The sequence below is a fragment of the Eubacteriaceae bacterium Marseille-Q4139 genome, from assembly GCA_018223415.1.
Classification (GTDB): Bacteria; Bacillota; Clostridia; order Lachnospirales; family Lachnospiraceae; genus CABSIM01.
This window is the reverse complement of the sequence record JAGTTQ010000001.1, coordinates 1,278,837-1,299,011: the sequence shown is the minus strand read 5'-3', so window position 1 is coordinate 1,299,011 and position 20,175 is coordinate 1,278,837. Positions and strand designations below refer to the sequence as shown.

21 protein-coding genes are annotated in these 20,175 nt (G+C 54.4%); 17 read left to right on the top strand and 4 right to left on the bottom strand.

Translation table 11 applies throughout. From position 1 onward, the window contains the following. Nucleotides 1-42 precede the first annotated feature (42 nt). The 6 genes from KE531_06255 to KE531_06230 all read left to right on the top strand — a co-directional run bounded on the left by KE531_06255 (nt 43) and on the right by KE531_06230 (nt 4,154). A complete protein-coding gene (locus KE531_06255; GenBank protein MBR9953227.1) occupies nt 43-561 on the top strand; it encodes a peptidylprolyl isomerase in 519 nt (172 codons plus the stop codon). A gap of 12 nt (nt 562-573) precedes the next feature. Next, nucleotides 574-1,272, top strand: a complete 699-nt coding sequence (locus tag KE531_06250; protein ID MBR9953226.1) for a GNAT family N-acetyltransferase — start codon at nt 574-576, stop codon at nt 1,270-1,272. Between the two features lie 63 nt (nt 1,273-1,335). Further along, nucleotides 1,336-2,250, top strand: coding sequence for a 4-(cytidine 5'-diphospho)-2-C-methyl-D-erythritol kinase (locus KE531_06245; GenBank protein ID MBR9953225.1), 915 nt, complete (start codon nt 1,336-1,338; stop codon nt 2,248-2,250). Beyond that, entirely contained in the window at nt 2,247-2,960 is a 714-nt protein-coding gene (locus tag KE531_06240) for a GntR family transcriptional regulator (GenBank protein ID MBR9953224.1), read from the top strand. Before KE531_06245 ends, KE531_06240 begins: the two co-directional genes overlap by 4 nt. Beyond that, nucleotides 2,917-3,120, top strand: coding sequence for a hypothetical protein (locus tag KE531_06235; GenBank protein MBR9953223.1), 204 nt, complete (start codon nt 2,917-2,919; stop codon nt 3,118-3,120). Before KE531_06240 ends, KE531_06235 begins: the two co-directional genes overlap by 44 nt. After that, nucleotides 3,117-4,154, top strand: a complete 1,038-nt coding sequence (locus KE531_06230) for an aldo/keto reductase (GenBank protein MBR9953222.1) — start codon at nt 3,117-3,119, stop codon at nt 4,152-4,154. The genes KE531_06235 and KE531_06230 overlap by 4 nt, the downstream gene beginning before the upstream one ends. A gap of 106 nt (nt 4,155-4,260) precedes the next feature. Here KE531_06230 and KE531_06225 read toward each other — a convergent pair whose 3' ends face one another. Continuing rightward, nucleotides 4,261-4,578 carry a type II toxin-antitoxin system RelE/ParE family toxin gene (locus KE531_06225; protein ID MBR9953221.1) on the bottom strand — a complete coding sequence of 106 codons (318 nt, stop codon included), beginning with the start codon at nt 4,576-4,578 and terminating at the stop codon, nt 4,261-4,263. Further along, nucleotides 4,575-4,880: a type II toxin-antitoxin system RelB/DinJ family antitoxin gene (locus KE531_06220; GenBank protein MBR9953220.1), complete on the bottom strand. Its 306-nt coding sequence runs from the start codon at nt 4,878-4,880 to the stop codon at nt 4,575-4,577. Before KE531_06220 ends, KE531_06225 begins: the two co-directional genes overlap by 4 nt. Nucleotides 4,881-5,208: 328 nt before the next feature. On the opposite strand from KE531_06220, the gene KE531_06215 reads away from it, so the two are divergent. The 6 genes from KE531_06215 (at nt 5,209) to KE531_06190 (ending at nt 13,884) form a co-directional block, all read left to right on the top strand. Next, a complete protein-coding gene (locus KE531_06215; GenBank protein ID MBR9953219.1) occupies nt 5,209-5,889 on the top strand; it encodes a TetR family transcriptional regulator in 681 nt (226 codons plus the stop codon). Continuing rightward, on the top strand, nt 5,873-6,979 hold the full coding sequence (locus KE531_06210) for an efflux RND transporter periplasmic adaptor subunit (protein ID MBR9953218.1): 1,107 nt from the start codon (nt 5,873-5,875) through the stop codon (nt 6,977-6,979). Before KE531_06215 ends, KE531_06210 begins: the two co-directional genes overlap by 17 nt. A gap of 12 nt (nt 6,980-6,991) precedes the next feature. Then, complete coding sequence (locus KE531_06205) at nt 6,992-10,027, top strand: efflux RND transporter permease subunit (protein MBR9953217.1); 3,036 nt, start codon at nt 6,992-6,994, stop codon at nt 10,025-10,027. 114 nt (nt 10,028-10,141) lie between these two features. Next, complete coding sequence (locus tag KE531_06200; GenBank protein ID MBR9953216.1) at nt 10,142-11,359, top strand: hypothetical protein; 1,218 nt, start codon at nt 10,142-10,144, stop codon at nt 11,357-11,359. Beyond that, nucleotides 11,356-12,573 carry a TolC family protein gene (locus KE531_06195; protein MBR9953215.1) on the top strand — a complete coding sequence of 406 codons (1,218 nt, stop codon included), beginning with the start codon at nt 11,356-11,358 and terminating at the stop codon, nt 12,571-12,573. The genes KE531_06200 and KE531_06195 overlap by 4 nt, the downstream gene beginning before the upstream one ends. Before the next feature lie 93 nt (nt 12,574-12,666). Then, nucleotides 12,667-13,884, top strand: a complete 1,218-nt coding sequence (locus KE531_06190) for a Zn-dependent hydrolase (GenBank protein ID MBR9953214.1) — start codon at nt 12,667-12,669, stop codon at nt 13,882-13,884. A 48-nt stretch (nt 13,885-13,932) separates the two neighbouring features. Here KE531_06190 and KE531_06185 read toward each other — a convergent pair whose 3' ends face one another. Next, entirely contained in the window at nt 13,933-14,328 is a 396-nt protein-coding gene (locus KE531_06185) for a hypothetical protein (GenBank protein ID MBR9953213.1), read from the bottom strand. Between the two features lie 83 nt (nt 14,329-14,411). Continuing rightward, a complete protein-coding gene (gene spoIIR / locus KE531_06180) occupies nt 14,412-15,050 on the bottom strand; it encodes a stage II sporulation protein R (GenBank protein MBR9953212.1) in 639 nt (212 codons plus the stop codon). A gap of 95 nt (nt 15,051-15,145) precedes the next feature. Here spoIIR and KE531_06175 point away from each other — a divergent pair, with 95 nt between their 5' ends. From KE531_06175 to KE531_06155, 5 genes are read left to right on the top strand one after another with little or no spacing between them, the layout of a single operon-like run. Continuing rightward, nucleotides 15,146-16,210 carry a D-alanine--D-alanine ligase gene (locus KE531_06175; GenBank protein ID MBR9953211.1) on the top strand — a complete coding sequence of 355 codons (1,065 nt, stop codon included), beginning with the start codon at nt 15,146-15,148 and terminating at the stop codon, nt 16,208-16,210. Between the two features lie 8 nt (nt 16,211-16,218). Further along, nucleotides 16,219-17,040 (top strand): glutamate racemase, encoded by an 822-nt coding sequence (locus KE531_06170; protein MBR9953210.1) that lies wholly within the window; start codon nt 16,219-16,221, stop codon nt 17,038-17,040. A 22-nt stretch (nt 17,041-17,062) separates the two neighbouring features. Next, nucleotides 17,063-18,757 (top strand): ribulokinase, encoded by a 1,695-nt coding sequence (locus tag KE531_06165; protein ID MBR9953209.1) that lies wholly within the window; start codon nt 17,063-17,065, stop codon nt 18,755-18,757. Next, nucleotides 18,754-19,212, top strand: coding sequence for a DUF1934 domain-containing protein (locus tag KE531_06160; protein MBR9953208.1), 459 nt, complete (start codon nt 18,754-18,756; stop codon nt 19,210-19,212). The genes KE531_06165 and KE531_06160 overlap by 4 nt, the downstream gene beginning before the upstream one ends. After that, entirely contained in the window at nt 19,212-20,153 is a 942-nt protein-coding gene (locus tag KE531_06155) for an AEC family transporter (protein MBR9953207.1), read from the top strand. Before KE531_06160 ends, KE531_06155 begins: the two co-directional genes overlap by 1 nt. Nucleotides 20,154-20,175: the final 22 nt, after the last annotated feature.

Here is a 20,175-nt window from a genome sequence, read left to right as displayed (position 1 = left end):
ATAAACAGAAGATAAGAAATTCTTTAAAAGGAGACAGATAGCATGCAGAATCCAGTTATCACCATCGAGATGGAAAACGGCGATGTGATGAAGGCGGAGCTTTACCCGGAGGTGGCTCCCAATACGGTAAATAACTTTTTAAGCCTGGTAAACAAGGGCTTTTACGACGGACTGATTTTCCACCGCGTCATCCGCGGTTTCATGATCCAGGGTGGCTGCCCGCAGGGAACCGGCATGGGCGGCCCGGGTTACAGTATCAAGGGCGAGTTCTCCCACAACGGTTTCCAGAATGATCTGGCCCACACGGAGGGCGTGCTTTCCATGGCCCGTGCCATGAACCCCAACTCCGCAGGCTCCCAGTTCTTCATCATGCACAAGACTTCCCCGCACCTTGACGGCGAGTACGCCGCCTTCGGGCAGGTGATTGAGGGAATGGACGTGGTGAACCGCATCGCCGAAGTGCGGACGGATTACAGCGACCGTCCCATGAAGGAGCAGAAGATTAAGAAGATCACCGCAGAGACCTTCGGCGTTTCCTATCCGGAACCGGAGAAGTGCTAAAAAGGAGACTTCATGCAGGAGATCAGAACCGCAAAAGTAAATAACAGGGACGTTCCCATTTTGATTTCCGATGAAAAAGAGGCTCTTCTGGCTGCGAAAGCGGCCGGGAGAGCCATTGTTGGCTTGTGGGACTCCGGTCATCCGGAAAAAGACCTCTCGCCGGCCGTCTATCTGGTAGAGAAGCCGGAGGACGCCGACGAAGAATTTTTAGAGCGTGTGGCGAGGCGCCATCTGGGGCTCCCATGGAAAATCTGCGAGACCAAACGGACGATTGTCAGAGAGCTTCGCGGCGAGGATTTTATGGAGCTTTGGGACAATCAGGTGGGGCTCTCGTTTTCTTCGCCGGAGGAACTGGAAGTTTACACAAAGAATCAGTATGCTTTTTACGGCTTTGGATTCTGGGGGATCGTGGAAAAGAAAAGCGGCGAGCTCATCGGCGTCGCGGGGCTTCGGGTTCCGGAGGAAGCAGACGGGAAGATGGTTTATGGGATTTCCTGGGAAGATGCGCCGCCTGATTCGGCCGAGCTGGAGCTTGGCTATCATATTTTTGTGCCGTTTCGCCGGAAAGGCTTTGCAAAAGAGGTGTGCAATGCCATTCTTTCCTATGCAAAAGAAGATCTTTTCGCAGACCATGTCACGGCGAGGATCGCAAAAGACAATCTTGCGTCGGAATCTGTCGCCGCGTCCCTGGGAATGAAACGAGAAAACTGAGGAAAAGACTTGTCAAATGCCTGGCATATCCGATATACTAACATTTAGTAAGGAGTGTGGAATATGGCGGAACGTCTGGAACTGAAAGCATATGGAAAAATCAATCTTGGACTGGATGTGGTGAGGAAACGCGAGGATGGGTACCATGAGGTACGCATGATTATGCAGACCGTCGGAGTCCATGATACCATACGGATGGAAACCGGCGGGCAGGGGCTCTCGGTGGAGACAAACCTCCCCTATGTGCCGAACGGCGAGGGGAACCTGGCGTTCCGGGCGGCGAAGCTTTTGATGGATGAATTCGGGATCCGTGACGGGCTGAAAATCCAGATCCGAAAAGTGATCCCGGTGGCAGCCGGGATGGCCGGCGGAAGCACGGATGCGGCGGCTGTCTTAATCGGCGTGAACCGCCTGTTCGGGCTAGGGCTCACAAAGCGGGAGCTTATGGAGCGCGGAGTAAAGCTTGGGGCGGACGTGCCCTACTGTATTATGCGCGGAACGGCCCTTTCGGAGGGCATCGGAGAGATATTGACGCCGCTTCCGCCCATGCCCCAGTGCAGCGTCGTGCTGGCAAAGCCGCAGATCGGCGTGTCGACGAAGGCCGTCTACGGGAAGCTAAGGGCCAATGAGCTGCGTCCCGAAGAGCATCCGGACATCGACGGCATGGTAAGTGCCATTAAAAAAGGCGATCTGGACGGCGTAATCGCAAGGCTGGGAAATGTCCTGGAGAGCGTGACGGCGCCGGAACACCCGGAAATCGGACGGATTGAGGACATCATGCGAAGAAACGGCGCCGACGGCGTGCTGATGAGCGGCAGCGGCCCTACTGTGTTCGGGCTTTTTAAGGACAGGACGGCGGCGGAACAGGCTGCCGGAGCATTAAAGCAGGCGGAGGGCGGCAAGCTTTCCAAGCAGGTGTATGTGACGGGATTTTTTAACAGAAGGAACGGAAAACAAAAGGGGAGTGACAAAGGATGAATCAGTTTGAGATCAACATGGATGAATATCTGCCGCTCCGCGATGTGGTTTTTAAGACACTGAGGCAGGCAATTTTAAAGGGGGAGCTGGCTCCGGGGGAGCGTTTGATGGAGATCCAGCTTGCGGAACGTCTCGGCGTGAGCCGGACGCCGATCCGCGAGGCCATAAGAAAGCTGGAGTTAGAGGGGCTTGTTCTGATGATCCCGCGAAAAGGGGCCGAGGTGGCGAAGATTTCCGAACAGAACCTTCGGGATGTACTGGAGGTTCGCCGTTCCTTAGAGGAGCTTGCCATCGACCTGGCGTGCCAGCGGATGGAGCCGGAGGAGCTTTCGGAGTTAAAAAAGACCCAGGAGGAGTTTGCCGCGGCCATTTCAGAGGGCGATGCCATGCGGATTGCCCAGACAGACGAGCGGTACCATGACATCATCTACAACAGCACGAAAAACCAGAAGCTCGTGCAGATTTTGAATAACCTGCGGGAACAGATGTACCGCTACCGCCTGGAATATATCAAGGATGAGGACAAGCGGCAGATTCTGCTGGTGGAACATGACCACCTTATCCGGGCGCTGGAGAAGCGCCATGTGGATGAGGCCAGGAGAGCCGCACGGGAACACATCGACAATCAGGAAATCACGATTCTCAAGAATCTGAAGGAGCAGGAACATGACGTTCAGGGAAAAGTATCTGGCAGGAAGCATAAAGTTTGAGGAAATCGACGATTACATAGAGGAATGGAATAACAGCGGCGATGAGAGGACTCTGGCGCAGTTTTTAGGGCTTAATGCGGACGAGGAAGACGTCTGGATTGAGGAGAGCGACGAGGCCCTTCAGGCGATGCTCGATAAGGAAAGGAGAATGGGAGTATGACAACAGTAACATTGGGGAAGACCGGGATTACGGTAAACAAAAACGGGTTTGGCGCCCTTCCGATCCAGCGAATTACAAAGGATGAGGCGGCAAAGCTTTTAAGAAAGGCGTACGACGGCGGCATCACGCTGTTTGACACGGCGCGGGCGTATTCCGACAGCGAGGAAAAGATCGGATATGCCATGAGCGATATCCGCAACCACATCTATATCACCACGAAGACGGCGGCAAAGGATGCCGACGGCTTCTGGAAAGACCTGGAGACGAGCCTTGGGCTTTTAAAGACGGATCATGTGGATGTGTACCAGTTCCACAACCCGTCTGTCTGTCCGAAGCCAGGCGACGGCACCGGCCTTTACGAGGCGGCCGTGGAGGCGAAGGAGCAGGGGAAGATCCGCTTCATCGGTATCACCAACCACAAGCTTTCCGTGGCTCACGAGGCCATCGAATCAGGGCTTTACGATACGCTCCAGTTCCCGTTCTGCTATCTTTGCAGCGATGAGGACATCAAGCTGGTGGAGGAATGCAAGGCTCACGACATGGGATTTATCGCCATGAAGGCGCTGTCCGGCGGCCTGATTACCAATTCGGCCGCGGCTTATGCGTTCGAGGCCCAGTATGACAACGTGCTCCCGATCTGGGGCGTCCAGAGAGAGGCGGAGTTGGACGAATTCTTAAGCTACATAGAAAATCCGCCGGTCATGGACGACGAGATCCGTGCACTCATTGAAAACGACAGAAAGCAGCTTTACGGCAGCTTCTGCCGCGGCTGCGGCTACTGCATGCCGTGCCCGGTGGGAATCGAGATCAACAACTGTGCGAGAATGTCCCTGCTTTTAAGGCGTTCCCCGTCGGCTTCCCACTTATCGCCGGAGGGCCAGGAAAAGATGATGAAGATCAAGGACTGCCTCCACTGCAACCAGTGCATGAGCAAATGTCCTTACGGCTTAAACACGCCGGAGCTCCTCCAGAGGAACTTGAAGGACTACGAAGAGGTTCTGGCCGGGAAAGTGATGACGCCTACGAATTTTTAGTTTTTCGTGGGATTTCGGGCTGCCGCGATGCGGCAGCCTGTTGTGTTTGAAGAGAACTTGAGTAAAAAAAGAGCTGGTTCTACGGTTTTTACAACAAGTATTTTAATCATTCATTTAGCCGCCTGTCAGCATCCCGTCCGCCGTACATTACACGGATAACTGTGACAATCCCTGTGGTTTGATCCGGTATGTAAAATACCAGGTAATTGTCCACGGGCATCACACGGAGATTCCGGCTGTGCCAGGGCTCTTTCTCATATTTCCGGAAACGCTCCGGCATCTGATCCAATTCTGAAATGCCTTTTTCCAACCGGTCAATCTGGCCTGCTGCATTCTGAACCGACTGAAGATCAAACGCAATATATTCAAAAATACCGCGCAGGTCATTTTTTGCCTCCGGTGTCATCCGTACTTCATAAATCATATGCCGTATTCCTTGCGGATATCGGCAAAAGCCTTCGATGCAGGTATTGTGCGGCCCGCCTGCATATCCGCATATCCTTTCTCCAGTTCTGCGTGAAGCTGTGTCTCCGTCATGCGGCTTGCATCAAGCGGATGTTCCGGCAGCTTTACCTCAAATGGAAGGCCTTTATGGAGGATAATCTGTTTATAGAACATCGTGATTGCATTGGAAGCGGGGATACCAAGCTCATTCAGGATGGATTCTGCCTGTTCTTTTACTTCCGGCTCAATTCGTGCGTAGAGATTTGCTGTCTTTGCCATAATAAAAGCTCCTTTCTGGATTCTGCCCCTATTATAAACGATTGTACGCACAAAAGCAATACATGTCAGAAGGGCAGGCCCAGGAGCTTTCATGCGCCTTCCCCCACAGAAAAAATCCCCAAGCAGGCTGAAGCAAATCTTCAGCCTGTTTCGTTTATAAAGGTATAATCTGAACACCTGCCTGCATACAGGAAAAAGTAAAAAATGTATAAATTCCGTTAAAATTTCCGGCGGCGCTTGACATGGTGACAAGGTGTCACTATAATGGTGACGTATTGTCACAGGAACAAAACAGAGGGAGAATAATACAATACGGAAAGGAAGGATCAGAGTGCCGACGGAACGATTTTACCGGCTGCCCAGGGCAAAAGCCGATGCCATACGGATGGCGGCCCTTCGGGAATTCAAACGGGTTCCTTTAGAGGAGGCGTCTATCAACCGCATCATCCGGGACGCGGATATTTCCAGAGGAAGCTTCTATACATATTTTGAGGATAAAAAAGACCTGCTCCGGTGGCTGATTGACGACCGGGTAAAGGAATCCAGACGGATCATGGTCCAGGCCATGACGGAGAGCGGCGGCGATATCTGGTATGTATTCGAGCGCACCATGGAAGAGCAGTTGGAAATTGGAAGCAGGGAAGGCATTGCCGAAGTCTTTGCAAACATGATAAAGGGAAACGGCATGTCGGAGATGTTCCAGCTTGGAGAGGAATGCGGGGATGCCCCCCCGGATAGAATAAACAGCAGCATGCTCCAGTGGCTGTTTAAGCATCTCGACAGGACGAAATGCCCTCTGGATGTAAAACAGTTCGGCATTCTCATGGATATGCATACGCTTGCGATGATGTTAGCCATGAAGCAGTTCTTCCGCGACAAGCTTCCCAAGGAACAGGTAAAAGAAACCTATATGCAGTGTCTGAATATGCTGCGCTGCGGCGCATGTCCGAATGGAAAAAATCAGGATTTTAAGGAAAGGCAGGAAAAGGACATATATGAAGAAGGCAGGTAAGATTATAATCGGAGCAGTTGTAGCCGCGGCGGTCGTCGGGCTTGTGGCGTTCAGGATGATGAAAACAGAGCCGCCCATCGAGGCTGTGCCGGATCCGACCGTGGAGGTAGCTGCCCCGCAGAAAGGAACCATAGAACTGAACACAGGGCTTACGGGAACCGTGGAGCCGTCGGATGTGGTTTATGTGATCCCCAAAGGAGCCGGCGAGGTTTTGGAGGTCTATGTGAGTGTCGGTCAGACTGTGGAAAAGGATCAGCCGCTTTTTAAAATTGACAACAAGCAGCTCGACGCGGCAAAAATCACCCTGGACAGCGCCCGTGTCTCCATGAACGACGCCCAGACAAATTTAAGCCGCATGCAGGTGCTCTATGAGAGCGGCGACATTTCCGCCCAGAGCTATGAGCAGGTGGCAAGTTCGGCGCAGCTCGCAAAGCTTCAGTACGAGTCTGCAAAGTTAAATTATGACACGCAGCTGGAAAACAGCACGGTGGCAGCGCCGATTTCCGGACTTCTGGAGAGCTTCGACGTGGAGGCTCACGACATGGTGTCCAGCGGCGGCTATGTGGCTGTCATTTCCGGCGAAGGCAACAAGACCGTTTCCTTTTCCGTGACGGAGCGGGTCATGAACGGCCTGGCCGTGGGGAATCCGCTGACCGTGGAAAAGAACGGCATGGAGTACGACGGCATGATTACGGAGATCAGCACCATGGTGGATCCGGCTACGGGACTTTTTAAAGTGAAAGCTGCCATGAACGATGCCGCCGGGCTGGCGACAGGAAGCGCCGTGAAGCTCTACGTGACGGCACAGCGGGCAGAAAACGTGATGACGGTTCCTGCCGACTGTGTAAGTTACAGCGGCGGCGAGGCTTATGTCTATACCTTCGACGAGGCGGCCGGCATTGCCCATAAGGTGCAGATCGAGCAGGGGCTCATCGACTCGGAAAAAGTAGAGGTACGGTCGGGACTGAGCTATGATGATCAGGTCATTGTTACCTGGACAAAGGAATTATATGAAGGTGCGCCTGTCCAGAAGGCAGGAAGCGAAACGGCACAGGAAGAGACGGCAGAAACAGATGCCGGACAGCAGTAAGGAGGGGCGCACATGGGACTTACAAAACAGGTCTTAAAAAGGCCGGTCACCACAGTGCTCGTGGTGCTCTGCCTGATTGTTTTTGGTCTGAACTCCGTCTTCTCCTCCAAGCTGGAGCTGATCCCGGAGATGGAAATGCCGATGCTCATCATCAACGCCATTTACCCCGGCGCGAGCCCGGACGACGTGGAAGAACTGGTGACGAAGGTCATCGAGGATGAGGTCGGAACCTTAAGCGGTGTGGATACGATTACTAGCATGTCCAGTGAAAATATGGCGCTTGTCCTTCTTCAGTATGAATACGGCATGGACATGGATCAGGCCTATACGGATTTGAAAAAGAAGCTGGACGGCCTGGTGAACGACTTCCCGGACGATGTCCAGACACCAACCATCATCGAGATGGACATTAACGATACGGCTTCCCTGATGCTGGCCGTCAACAACGATGCCGAGGAGAATCTCTACAACTATGTGGACTCCACCATCGTTCCTGAAATTGAGAAGCTGGCTTCCGTAGCCAGTGTCGGTGTCAGCGGCGGACAGCAGTCGTACATAAAAGTCGAGCTGATCCCGGAAAAGCTGGCTCAGTACCACTTGAACATGAGCGCCGTGTCCTCTGCCATTGCGGCTGCGGACTTTACGATGCCCCTTGGAAGTACGGAAGTGGGCGGCAAAGAGCTGTCTGTTACCTCCGGCGTGGATTTTGATACGACGGAACTGTTAAAGAAAATCCCGATTACCATGGGAAACGGCAATATCATTTACATGGAGGATATCGCCAATATTTACGACAGGCTGGAGGATCAGGACAGTATCGGCCGCTACAACGGAAAAGATACGGTCTCCATTTCTGTTAAAAAGAATCAGGACAGCAGCGACATGGAGGTCTCCGAGGACGTTCTCCGGATTTTGAACGGCCTGAAAGAGGACGATCCGAATCTGGAAGTAGTTGTTGTTAATGATTACAGCGATACGATTATGAGCTCCCTGGAGAGCGTGTTTGAGACTATGATTATGGCGGTCATCGCCGCCATGGTAATTATCTGGCTGTTCTTTGGAGACGTTAAGGCATCGTTAATTGTCGGTACCTCGATTCCGGTATCCATTCTGGCCGCCCTTGTTTTGATGGGTGCCATGGGCTTTTCCCTGAATGTCATCACTCTGGGAAGCCTTGTGCTTGGCGTCGGCATGATGGTGGATAACTCCATCGTCGTTTTGGAGAGCTGTTTCAGGAATACCAAAGGCGGCGGCTTCGTGGAGGCCAGGAGCGCGGCTCTCGAGGGAACGCGGGTTGTCATCCAGTCCATCATTGGTTCCACGGCGACTACCTGTGTCGTATTCCTGCCTCTTGCACTGATTCAGGGCATGAGCGGCCAGTTATTTAAGCCCCTTGGCTTTACCATCGTATTCTGTATGCTGGCCTCCCTTGTTTCGGCCATGACGCTTGTGCCGCTCTGCTATACGTTTTACCGTCCGAAGGAGAAGACGGAAAACCCGGCATCCAGATTCATGAGGGCTCTTCAGGATGGCTACCGCGGCCTGATGAAGAAGCTTTTGAACCACAAGGCACTTGTTATGCTTACATCGGTTGCGCTGCTGATCGTATCGTTTATTCTGGCAGGCCAGATCGGCATGGAGTTAATGCCGGCGGATGACCAGGGAACAATCAGCCTGACGATTGAGACGCAGCCGGGCCTTACCATTGACCGGGTGGATGAAATCCTCAGAAGAGTAGAGGATTATGTTGTACAGGATGAGAATTTGGATTCCTACATGCTGTCCTACGGAGGAAGCGGCCTTTCCATGGGCGGCTCCGGTGCGACGCTGACGGCATATCTGAAGGATGACAGGACAAAGGAGACTGACGAAATCCTGAGAGAGTGGAAGAAAGACCTGATCGGGTGGGCGGACTGCTCCATTACACTGGAATCCCAGAGCTCTATGGGAACCATGGCGGCGGCAGCCGATGACGAGGTGGAATACATCCTTGTCAGTACCCAGTATGACGAGTTAAAACAGGTGGCCGATGAGATTGTTGCTGAGATGCAGAGCCGTCCCGACGTGACCCATGTCCACTCGTCGCTGGAAAATGACGCGCCCCTCGTAGAGGTGGCTGTGGATCCGGTGAAGGCGGCGGCCGAGGGACTTTCCCCGGTGCAGGTGGCCGGAACAGTCAACATGATGTTAAGCGGTACGGAGGCGACGACTCTCGAGGTGGACGGCGAGGAGATCAGCGTCATGGTGGAATACCCGGATGACGAGTACGAGACCATCGACCAGCTCCAGGGTATTGTGCTTCCGACGGCCACAGGCGGTTCTGTCGCCCTCATGGATATCGCGGAAGTAGGGTTTAAGGACAGCCCGCAGAGCATTTTAAAAACCGATAAACAGTACCAGGTTACGATCACCGGCCAGCTTACGGATGCCGCCACGGTGGAATCCAAGAACATCATCCAGAAGGAAGTTGTGGATCCGCGCCTGAGCAATACCATCGGAATGCAGGAGAATGCCATCACCGAGATGCAGAACGAGGAGTTCGGTTCCCTTGGAAATGCTATCGGAATCGCCGTATTCCTGATCTTCGTTGTCATGGCAGCCCAGTTCGAGTCGCCGAAGTTCTCCATCATGGTTATGACGACGATCCCGTTCGCCCTGATCGGTTCCTTTGGCCTCTTATGGCTGGCGGACTGCGCCATCAGTATGCCGACGCTTCTTGGCTTCCTGATGTTAGTCGGTACGGTTGTAAACAATGGTATTCTCTATGTGGATACGGTGAACCAGTACCGGCAGGAGATGGATATGGACACGGCTCTGATCGAAGCCGGCGCAACGCGTCTGCGCCCGATCATGATGACGACGATAACGACCATTGTCGGCATGATCCCCATGGCCATGGCTTACGGAGATGCTGGCGCCATGATGCAGGGCCTGGCCCTTGTAAACGTGGGCGGCCTTACGGCCTCTACGATCCTGTCACTTTTGATGCTTCCTATTTATTATAAGCTGATGAATCGGAAGCCGAAAACCCTGCCGGATTTTGACTGATCGCAGCGGCAGGAAACGAAAGAATTTGTAAGAGAAATGTAATTGAGTTTGTATCCGGAACAGAGTATGCTCAGAAAAGAAGATGGCTGAGCTTCAAATGACGGAGGAAAATAGATGAAAATGCAGAAAAACATGCGGAGAGCCGGTGCGGCTGTGTGCATTGCAGCGGCGGTGTCGGTCTCTCCCCTATGGCCGGCGGCGGGACAGATTTCGGCCCTTGCGGCCTCACAGATTTCTCCTGTGACCGAATACAGCGAAGAGGAACTTGCGCGCCTGCGGGACAACGTCCTGGAGTATGATGAGATCCCGGGGCTGGTGGAGCTGTACAACAGCGAATTTTTGAGCCAGCTCGACAGCTTTTACGGGAACCCCGGAAGTTCCACCGGCCTTTCCAGCAGTGAGCTTCTGCGCCTTGCAGGCGAGATGCGGGATGAGGCGGAAGAGCTCTCCAGGGAAGCCGAAAACCTGAAGGATGATATTTCCAAAAAGGAATATGAGGAGTATCAGGCCAGTGTCCGCGCTTTAAAAGCCTATGCGGCGAGCCTGGAAAAGGACGCCGAGGGGAAGCCGGCGGCGGTCAGGAGCCTAAAGCAGTTAAAAAACAACCAGGTGAAGGCGGCCAGAGCCCTGATGCGGGAATACCAGACTTTGGACTCGAAGGAGCAGATTGAAAAGAAAAAGCTGGAGATCGCAGAAGCGGAGTATGAGACGGCCCTTCGGAAGAAGGAGCTTAATATGTATTCTGCCGAAGAGGTTCTGGCGGCCGAGGATGCGAGAAATTCCGCAAGGTCCGCGGCTAAGAGCGCGGAAAACACAGCTTTAAATAAGAAGCAGGAGCTTCTTTCCATGCTTGGCTGGCGGTATGATGCCAATCCGGAAATCAGGAAGGTGCCGGAGGCGGATCAGGGAAAAATCGCCGGTTTCCAGCCGGAGACGGACAGCGAGACGGCGATTTTAAATAACTATACGCTGATGGCGACGCGCCGGGCGGGCGCTGCCGGGCTTGGCGGGCAGAACGCAAAGAACCGGCAGATTAAGAGCCAGGAAGATCAGGTTCGCATGGAGATGGAGGCGCTCTATAAGAGCGTGATCCAGAAGCAGACCGAGTTCTCGGCGGCTTCTCTGGAATACGAGGCGGCAGCGGCAGATAAGGCAGCGGCCGATCAGAAATACCAGATGGGAATGTTAAGCCGTCAGGAATACCTTCAGGCGGAGGTCTCCTGGATGACGGCGCAGGAGTCGAAGGAATCGGCGGATCTGGCGCTCCAGGCGGCCATCGAAGATTATGAATGGGCAGTGCAGGGCCTTTTGGAGATTGGAGGACAGTCATGAGAAGAAATTTAAAAATCATCATCTCTGCGGCGGCGGCTCTTTCCATGGCAGCCGCGCCGGTCACGGCCATGGCGGAAGAATTTGTTCCGGAGCCGGGCCAGGTCTACGACGAGGCCACATGGAACAGGATCCATGACAATGTGCTGGAATATGATGAGATTGAGCTGTTGATTGATGAGTATAATACGACGCTGAAGAACGTGAAGGAAACGTATGCGGACAATAAGGAATCCTACCGCTCTGTTGAAAAAGTGAAGGAATCGACGATGGACAGCGTCGGCGGGATCCTGGATCAGGCTCAGAACATGCAGAGCTACGCAGAAATGTTAAAGGATAATCCCAACACGATAACGGCGTATGCCAATGCGGTCTATGCGTCGGAATCCATGAGTGCCCAGGCGGAACAGCTTCTTCTCTCGGTGGATGCCATCACAGAGATGACGCCGGACATGATGAAGTTAAAGACTGTGGATTCTACGCGGGCACTTCTTGTTTCAGGCGCCCAGACAGCCATGATCAGCTACGAGCAGCTTTTGATCCAGCAGGCGAGTCTGGAGGATTCCGTTGCTCTCTTAAAAGAAGTCCTGGCGTCCACGGAGACGCAGGCAAACATCGGTATGGCGACAGCAAACGACGTCCTGTCTGCAAAACAGAACCTGGAGTCGGCTCAGGCCGGTCTTCTCACGGTGAATGCCAACCTTGACAAGATCCGCCAGTCCCTCTGCACAATGATGGGCTGGGCCTACGATGCGAGCCCGGAAATCCGCCCGGTGCCGGCGGCAGACGCTTCCAGAATCGGCGGGATGAACCCGGAGGCTGACAAGGAAAAGGCCATCGAGAACAACTATACGCTCCGCTACAATCTTCTGGATTATGAGAATAAGACAGACGGTTCCGTGGAGAAGCAGAACCTCCAGAGAACCATCGACAATCAGAGGACAGCGATTGCGTCTTCGATGACCAACCTTTACAACGATGTGCTTCAGAAAAAGAATGAATACGATACGGCTGTAACGGCTTACGGGCTGGAACAGGCAAAGATGCAGACGGCAGAGACGAAATACCAGCTCGGCATGATCGGCCGCCTGGAATATCTCCAGCAGAAAAATGCGCTGGTGACGAAAGAAACTGCGATGAAAAACGCGGATCTGGCTCTGTTTCAGGCGATGGAAACTTATGACTGGGCCGTGGCAGGAAATCTTGCCGTATCATAAATACAAATCTCCGGTTCCCCGGGCGAAAACTGCGGGGGAGCGGGGATTTTTTGCCTTATACAGGCTATTTTTACAGAAAGGAAAAGGAAACACATGGATTTTGAGCGGATTTATGGGAAATTTATGGAGCTTGCCTCCATCGGACAGGCGGAGGACGGCTCCGTGACGCGGCTGCTGTTCAGTGAAACGTATCTGGAAGCCCTGGAAAAGACGAAGGCCTACATGGAGGAGGCCGGGCTTACGGTATGGACGGATTCCTGCAAGAACCTTCACGGGGAGTACCGCTGCGGCCGCCCTGGTGCAAAAACCATCTACTTTGGTTCCCACCTGGACACGGTAAAGGAGGGCGGCCTCTATGACGGGATGCTGGGAATCGTGGCCGCCGTCGAGGCCTTTCGGGATTTCAAAGAATATCTCGGAGAAAACGGGGAGTGTTATGTAAACTTTCATCTTCTGGGAACCAACGGGGAAGAGGGCAACGACCTGGGCGGTACTTTCGGGAGCCGTGCCATGACCGGGCTTCTCGACCCGGACGCGCCGGGATATATGGAGCGGGCCGCGGCCTATGGCCTTTCGAGAGAGGATTTTGAGACGGTAAAACTTCCCATGGACGACGCCCTCTGTTATCTGGAGCTCCATATTGAACAGGGAAATACGTTGGAAAAAGCGGGAGAAAATATCGGCATCGTGACCGGCATTGTAGGGCTGGAGCGGTACGAAGTGACCGTGACGGGCGAGAGCAACCATGCGGGCACGACGATGATGGAGTACCGGAAGGACGCTCTGGTGGGAGCCGCCAGGCTCATCGAGGGCTTTGACCGGATTGCCAGGGAAATTGGAAACCAGATGGTAGCGACCGTGGGGACAATTTCCGTTTCGCCGGGGGCTGTCGCAGTGATCCCGGGACGGGCCGACATGGTGCTGGAAATCCGGAATCTGAGCGCTGAAAGGATGGAAGCGTTCATGGAAAAGGCCAGGGCACTTGGCGCTTCGCTTCCGGACGTGAAGGCAGAATTCTGTCAGATTGTAAAAAAGGCGCCGGTGCGCTGTGACGAGGGAATCATGGAGAAGCTGGAAACGGTCTGCGAAAGACATGGCTATCCCTGCCGCCGGATGTCCAGCGGTGCCACCCACGACGGAAACGCCATGGCAATGAAAATGCCCATCGCCATGATTTTCGTGCCGAGTAAGGACGGCATCAGCCACAGCAAAAAGGAGTTCACCGCCTGGGACGACGCGGCCAAGGGAATGACCGTGCTTGCGGAGGTGCTGCGGGAGCTTAACGAAGAAAACGGGCGGCGCTTCCGTTAAGGCCGCCTGCCGCTTTCTGCTTCACGAGCCAGGCGGAAGGCCCGTGTGCTAAAGTCCCAGGACATAAAAGCCCGCCGCATCGCTTTCTTTTTCAAGCCATGCGAGGAGCGTCTCATATTCCGGCGGTTTTTCCTGCTTCAGGCGCGCCGCAATCTGTTCGGCCCGGTCTGCCGGAAAAAAGTTGATGCCGCAGAGATCAAGCGGGCCGGTTTTGGTGTTGTTATAATATCCCCCGGAAAGGATATCGCCGTAAAAGGATAGAAATTCCGGGACATCGTCGCCTAGGACATAGAGGGAGCCGGCGTTCCAATGCTTTAAGCTGTGTACCGTGACGATATCCCGGATTTCGGTATTTTTTGGCAGGCGGCAGGACTGGATTTCAATGAAGCAGGAGCCGCCGGCCGACCGGCGTTCTTTCGGAGAAGAAAACATATGAAAAAGCATGGGAATCCTTTCCTGAAATTGTTTTTTTCATCATAGCATGGCCGCTCACCGCTGTCCACGAAAATCTTCCCCGACGCGTCCCTCTAACGCCCCAAAACCTCTAAAAATTTAAACTTCACCCGCACCGTCCCCGTCCCTTTGTGCCGCGCCCGAAGGAGCGCAAGAAAGTCGTCCTCCGGCAGAAGACCGGAAAGAACTTCCTTCGACTCCTCCGGCACGACGGCGTGGGTGCTGTCCAGATAGCAGAGGGACGGATACAGCACGCACCAGAAATTTTCGCCCTCACCGGCGCCCAAAAGGACGCGAACCGCGTCATAAGTGCCTGCGGGAAACGTCATATCGCCGTAAGTTTTTTCCGGGAATTCACAGGTTTCCAGCCGGATTTCGGCCGGGTAGGAAAAGCCGCGGCTTTCCATGAAGTCTTCCGCCGCGTTCTCCAGGGCGTCCCTGTTTTCCATAATATATGCGGAAAGCGCCTCCCTGGAGTCCGCCGGGATTTCCGCTGCGCCGTCGCGGATGGCATCCAGCAGAAAATCCTTTACTTCTAATTTTAATGCCTGATCCTCTGCCGAATTGCTGTTTGCCAGCACATGAAACCGCAGGATTTCCGGTGCAATGCGGGCTGCCAGGGCGGCGTCATGCTCCCGCTTTCCGGACATGGCCGTCAGAAAGGCTGTCAAAAGGAGCACCAAGGACAGGCAGAACCGATATTTCTTCTTCATCATCCGAACCTCATTTCATCACATTTGCTATTTGTAATTGTTTCCAACTGTGTTATAATCTAAACCGTATCCTTATAGAATTCAGGAGGAGAAAAATGCAGAAATTGAATCTTGTGGCACTGTTCGGCGGCCAGTCTTCGGAGCATGTGGTCTCCTGCATGTCCGCCAAAAACATCATCGCCAATATTGATACGGAAAAATACAACGTGATCCTGGTGGGAATCACCGAGGCCGGACACTGGCTCAAGGTAGACTCCCTGGCTCAGTTAGAGGACGATTCCTGGCGCGAAAGCCATGTATCGGCCGTCCTTTCCCCCGACGCGGAGGACAAATGCCTGCTCGTCATGGACGGGGATAAGACGGAAAAGATCCATGTGGACGTGGTGTTCCCGATTCTCCACGGCCTTTACGGCGAGGACGGCACGGTGCAGGGCATTTTAGAGCTTGCGAAGATCCCTTACGTGGGCTGCGGCGTCCTGGCGTCCTCGGCGGCCATGGATAAGCTGACGACGAAAATCATCGTAAACAGCCTGGGCTTCCGTCAGGCGGCCTATGTGGCGGTGATGAAGCATGAATTAAAGGACATGGAAACGGTGACGGCCCGCGTGGAAAGCGCGTTCCCGTACCCGGTCTTTATAAAGCCGTCCAACGCCGGTTCGTCCCGGGGGGTTACCAGAGCTGAAAACCGGAAAGAGCTGGAGGAAGGCCTTAAAGAAGCCGCCCGCCATGACCGGAGGATCCTGGTGGAGGAGGCCATCGTGGGTCATGAAATCGAGTGTGCCGTTTTCGGCGGCGGAGACGAGAAGGTTCGCGCTTCCGGCGTCGGGGAAATCCTTGCGGCGGCCGAGTTCTATGATTTTGATGCAAAATATTACAACGGGGATTCCCGTACCGTCGTGGATCCCGAGCTTCCGGAGGGCGCCGCAGAGACCGTCCGGAACGAGGCCAAGGAGATTTTTAAGGCCGTTGACGGCTACGGCCTGGCCCGCGTGGACTTTTTCGTAAAGGACGACGGGACGGTAATTTTCAACGAAATCAATACCATGCCCGGCTTTACGGCCATCAGCATGTACCCGATGCTCTGGGAAGCCAGGGGATGCGATAAAAAACAGCTTGTGGAGGACTTAATCCGTCATGGACTCCGCCGCTATGAGAGGTGATTCGCGGGATGGACAGAAACGCACCCATCGGGGTCTTTGATTCCGGCATCGGCGGCCTGACGGTGGCGAGGGAGATCATGCGCCAGATGCCGGAGGAAAAAATCGTCTACTTCGGCGACACGGCGAGACTCCCTTACGGCAATAAATCGAAGCAGACCGTCATCCACTATTCGGAGCAGATCATCCGTTTCCTGCGGACAAAGGGCGTAAAGGCCATCGTCATCGCCTGCAACACGGCCTCGTCCTATGCCCTGGAGGAAGTCCGCAAAAACGAGGATTTCCCCATCATCGGCGTCATCAATGCCGGCGCCAGGGCGGCTGCAGCGGCCACGAAAAACGGGAAAATCGGCGTGATCGGGACGGAAGGCACCGTCCGAAGCGGCACCTACGGAAAGGTATTACGGGAGATGAAGCCCGGCGTCGAGGTTTTCGGAAAGGCATGTCCGCTTTTTGTGCCCCTCGTGGAGGAAGGCCTTCTCCATGACTCGGTGACGGACGAGATCGCTTCCAGGTACTTATCCGTTTTAAAGGAAAAATATATCGACACCCTCGTGCTCGGCTGTACCCACTATCCGTTGATCCGCTCGACTCTCGGGCGGCTCATGGGCGACGGCGTGACGCTCGTGAATCCGGCTTATGAGACGGCAGTCCAGCTAAAAACCCTGCTTCATTCCATGGAGATGAGCTGCGATACCGGGAGAGAGCTGCCGCTGGAGGAAAAATACCAGTTTTACGTCAGCGACATGGCCGAGAAGTTCCGGGATTTTGCGACGGCAATCCTGCCGGACGAGGTAAAGAAAACCGTACAGATCAACATCGAAGAATATTAGCCGGAGACGGCGGGAGGCGCGTATGGGAAAAGAGAAGTATGCAGTCGGCATTGATTTCGGGACGCTGTCCGGCCGGGCCGTTTTAGCCAGGCTCTCCGACGGGGAAATCCTGGCCCAGAGCGCCCTCGCCTACCGCCACGGCGTCTATGAGGAGATGCTGCCGGACGGGACGAAGGCGCCTTCCGGCTGGGCGCTCCAGGATCCGGCAGATTATCTGGAGGTTCTGTTTCACACGGTGCCGGAGATTCTGAAGGCGGCCGGCGTCTGCCCGGAGGACGTGGTGGGAATCGGTGTGGACGTCACCTCCTGCACCATGTTCCCGGTGGACGAAAGGGGAATTCCCCTCTGTTTTCAGGAAAAATATCGGAATCATCCCCATGCGTACGGAAAGCTCTGGAAGCATCATGCGGCGCAGCCCGAGGCCGACAGGCTAAACCGGCTGGCAGCAGAGCGGGGTGAGGATTTTCTTTTGCGGTACGGGAATAAGGTAAGCTCCGAGTGGATGTTCCCGAAGCTCATGGAAATCTGCGAGGAAGCGCCGGAGATTTATGAGGCGGCGGCCAGATTCATCGAGGCGGCCGACTGGCTCCCGTGGATGCTCACGGGAAAGGAGACGCGGGCGGCGTCCATGGCCGGATATAAAGCCCTGTGGCATGAGAGCGGCTATCCGCCGGAAGAATTTTTAGCGTCCCTTCATCCGCTTCTTCGGAATGCGCCGAAAGAGAAACTTGGAGACGGCGTTCTCCCCCAGGGGAGCCTGGCCGGGCATCTGACAAAAGAGATGGCAGAAAAGCTTGGGCTTTCGGAACAAACGGCCGTCAGCGTCGGAAACATCGATGCCCATGTGGCCCTGCCGTCGGTGGGGATCACGGAACCGGGAAAGCTTCTTATGATTCTGGGAACGTCTACCTGCGACATTCTCTGCGGAGAGGACGAGCGCCATGTGCCGGGAATCTGCGGCGTCGTAAAGGACGGTGCGCTTCCCGGGCTTTACGGCTACGAGGCCGGACAGCCCTGCGTCGGCGATATGCTCGACTGGTTTTCCAGGCGGTGCGTGCCGGAGAGCTATAAAAAAGAGGCCGAGGCGGCGGGCGTAAGCCTTCAGGAGCTTTTAACAAAAAAGGCAGAAAGGCTGATTCCGGGAGAGAGCGGGCTTTTAGCTCTCGACTGGTGGAACGGGAACCGCTCCGTTTTGGTGGATTCGGAGCTTTCCGGCATGATCTTAGGGCTTACGCTTAAGACAAAGCCGGAGGAAATTTACCGGGCGCTCATCGAGGCCACGGCCTTCGGCCAGCGGATGATTATCGAAAACTTTGAAGCGTTTGGCGTCCCGGTAAAGGAGCTTTACGCCTGCGGCGGGATCGCAAAGAAGAATCCCATGATGATGCAGATCTATGCCGATGTCTGTAAAAGAGAAATTTTCGTCGGAAAATCCGACCAGTCCCCGGCCCTGGGTTCCGCCATGTTCGGCGCCGTGGCGGCAGGAAAAATGGGCGGCGGGTATGATACCATCGGCGAAGCGGCGGCGGCCATGGGACATGTGGAAGAAAAAACGTATGCCCCGGCGCCGGAGCATGCAGACGTGTACGACCGCCTGTACCGGGAATATGAGCGGCTTTACGCATATTTCGGCCGCGGGGAAAACGGCGTGATGAAGCGCCTGCTTTCCGAAAAGCGGGCGGCCGGAGAAAAAAAGAGGAGAGGACAGTCAACATGACAAAGGACGTGCTGGTGAGCGTGACGGGCACCCAGTTTTTCGGCGACGGCCAGGATGCTGTGGAAATCATTACGCCGGGAACGTATTATCTGAAAAACGGAAAACACTATATCCTTTATGATGAGGCCATCGCGGACACGGACATCGTGACCCACAACACCGTCAAGGCCGCCCCGGGGAAGGTGGAGGTCGCAAAAAACGGCGCTGTGGAAACCCGCATGGTTTTTGAGAGCGGGAAAAAGACCATGGCAAACTACCTGACGCCCCTGGGGCTCATCGTTTTAGGGCTTACGACGGTGGATATTAAGCTGAGAGAAGAAGAAAACGCAGTCCATGTGAACGTGGACTATGCACTGGAGATGAACGGGGAACACGTTTCCAACTGCCAGATCGGCATCTGCGCCCAGTCCAGAGAGACGGCTGCCCTTCACCTTTCCGGGGAAAGGAACGGATGATGGAAAGTTTTCTGGTAGCAGTCGATGCAGTTACACCATTTTTGATCTATATCGTATTCGGATATCTGGCAAAGGCAAAAGGGATTTTGGAGGAAAGCTTTCTCCAGAAATTAAACAGGATGATTTTCAAGCTGTTTTTCCCATGCATGACGTTTTATAACGTCTACAAGGCGGACGCCAGCTCTCTGCCGCGGCCGCAGCTTATGATTTTCGGCGCTGTGAGCCTGCTGCTTTTGGAAGTGATCCTCGTGCTCATCGTGCCGAAGATCATTAAGGAGAACCCGCGGCGCGGCGTCATCATCCAGGCCATTTACCGCAGCAATTTCATTCTGTTCGGCCTTCCGCTTACGATCTCCGTCTTCGGCGATTCGGCGGCTTCGGTGGCGGCCATGATGGTGACAATCGTCGTGTCCATCTACAATATCACCTCGGTTATCATCCTGGAGATGTTTCATGGCGAAGGGAAGACCAGCATGAAGGAGCTGTTGAAAAACGTGGCGACGAACCCGCTTCTTGACGGCGCCGTCGTCGGAATTATCTTTTTTGCGCTCCAGATCAGGCTTCCGGCCTGTATTTTAAAGCCTATTGCGGCTTTTTCGGACATGACGTCGCCCCTGGCGCTGTTCGTTTTGGGCGGCACCCTGCATTTCAGTGAGGTGCGGGCAAATTTAAAATATCTGGTGCCGAGCCTTTCCATGAAGCTCGTTGTGGTTCCGGCCGTCATGGTGGCCATCGCTTATGCCCTTGGGCTGCGCGGCGTGGAGCTGTTCATCCTGCTTGCCATGTATGCGACGCCGGTGGCGACCTCGTCCTATCCGATGGCTCAGAACATGGGCGGCGACGGCGAGCTGGCCGGCCAGTTCGTAGTCATCAGTACGGTGGTGTCGGTTGTAACAATTTTCTTCTGGATTTTCTTTATGAAGAGTGTCGGTCTGATCTAAGGAAGCGCTGATGAAATCACCG

Coding starts and splice junctions, on each gene's coding strand:
- KE531_06210 (MBR9953218.1), top strand. CDS start 5,873: ATGAAGAAGGCAGGTAAGATTATAATCGGAGCAGTTGTAGCCGCGGCG.
- KE531_06235 (MBR9953223.1), top strand. CDS start 2,917: ATGACGTTCAGGGAAAAGTATCTGGCAGGAAGCATAAAGTTTGAGGAA.
- KE531_06160 (MBR9953208.1), top strand. CDS start 18,754: ATGACAAAGGACGTGCTGGTGAGCGTGACGGGCACCCAGTTTTTCGGC.
- KE531_06185 (MBR9953213.1), bottom strand. CDS start 14,328: ATGCTTTTTCATATGTTTTCTTCTCCGAAAGAACGCCGGTCGGCCGGC.
- KE531_06230 (MBR9953222.1), top strand. CDS start 3,117: ATGACAACAGTAACATTGGGGAAGACCGGGATTACGGTAAACAAAAAC.
- KE531_06170 (MBR9953210.1), top strand. CDS start 16,219: ATGGACAGAAACGCACCCATCGGGGTCTTTGATTCCGGCATCGGCGGC.
- KE531_06205 (MBR9953217.1), top strand. CDS start 6,992: ATGGGACTTACAAAACAGGTCTTAAAAAGGCCGGTCACCACAGTGCTC.
- KE531_06200 (MBR9953216.1), top strand. CDS start 10,142: ATGAAAATGCAGAAAAACATGCGGAGAGCCGGTGCGGCTGTGTGCATT.
- KE531_06195 (MBR9953215.1), top strand. CDS start 11,356: ATGAGAAGAAATTTAAAAATCATCATCTCTGCGGCGGCGGCTCTTTCC.
- spoIIR (MBR9953212.1), bottom strand. CDS start 15,050: ATGAAGAAGAAATATCGGTTCTGCCTGTCCTTGGTGCTCCTTTTGACA.
- KE531_06225 (MBR9953221.1), bottom strand. CDS start 4,578: ATGATTTATGAAGTACGGATGACACCGGAGGCAAAAAATGACCTGCGC.
- KE531_06175 (MBR9953211.1), top strand. CDS start 15,146: ATGCAGAAATTGAATCTTGTGGCACTGTTCGGCGGCCAGTCTTCGGAG.
- KE531_06250 (MBR9953226.1), top strand. CDS start 574: ATGCAGGAGATCAGAACCGCAAAAGTAAATAACAGGGACGTTCCCATT.
- KE531_06155 (MBR9953207.1), top strand. CDS start 19,212: ATGGAAAGTTTTCTGGTAGCAGTCGATGCAGTTACACCATTTTTGATC.
- KE531_06255 (MBR9953227.1), top strand. CDS start 43: ATGCAGAATCCAGTTATCACCATCGAGATGGAAAACGGCGATGTGATG.
- KE531_06165 (MBR9953209.1), top strand. CDS start 17,063: ATGGGAAAAGAGAAGTATGCAGTCGGCATTGATTTCGGGACGCTGTCC.
- KE531_06245 (MBR9953225.1), top strand. CDS start 1,336: ATGGCGGAACGTCTGGAACTGAAAGCATATGGAAAAATCAATCTTGGA.
- KE531_06240 (MBR9953224.1), top strand. CDS start 2,247: ATGAATCAGTTTGAGATCAACATGGATGAATATCTGCCGCTCCGCGAT.
- KE531_06190 (MBR9953214.1), top strand. CDS start 12,667: ATGGATTTTGAGCGGATTTATGGGAAATTTATGGAGCTTGCCTCCATC.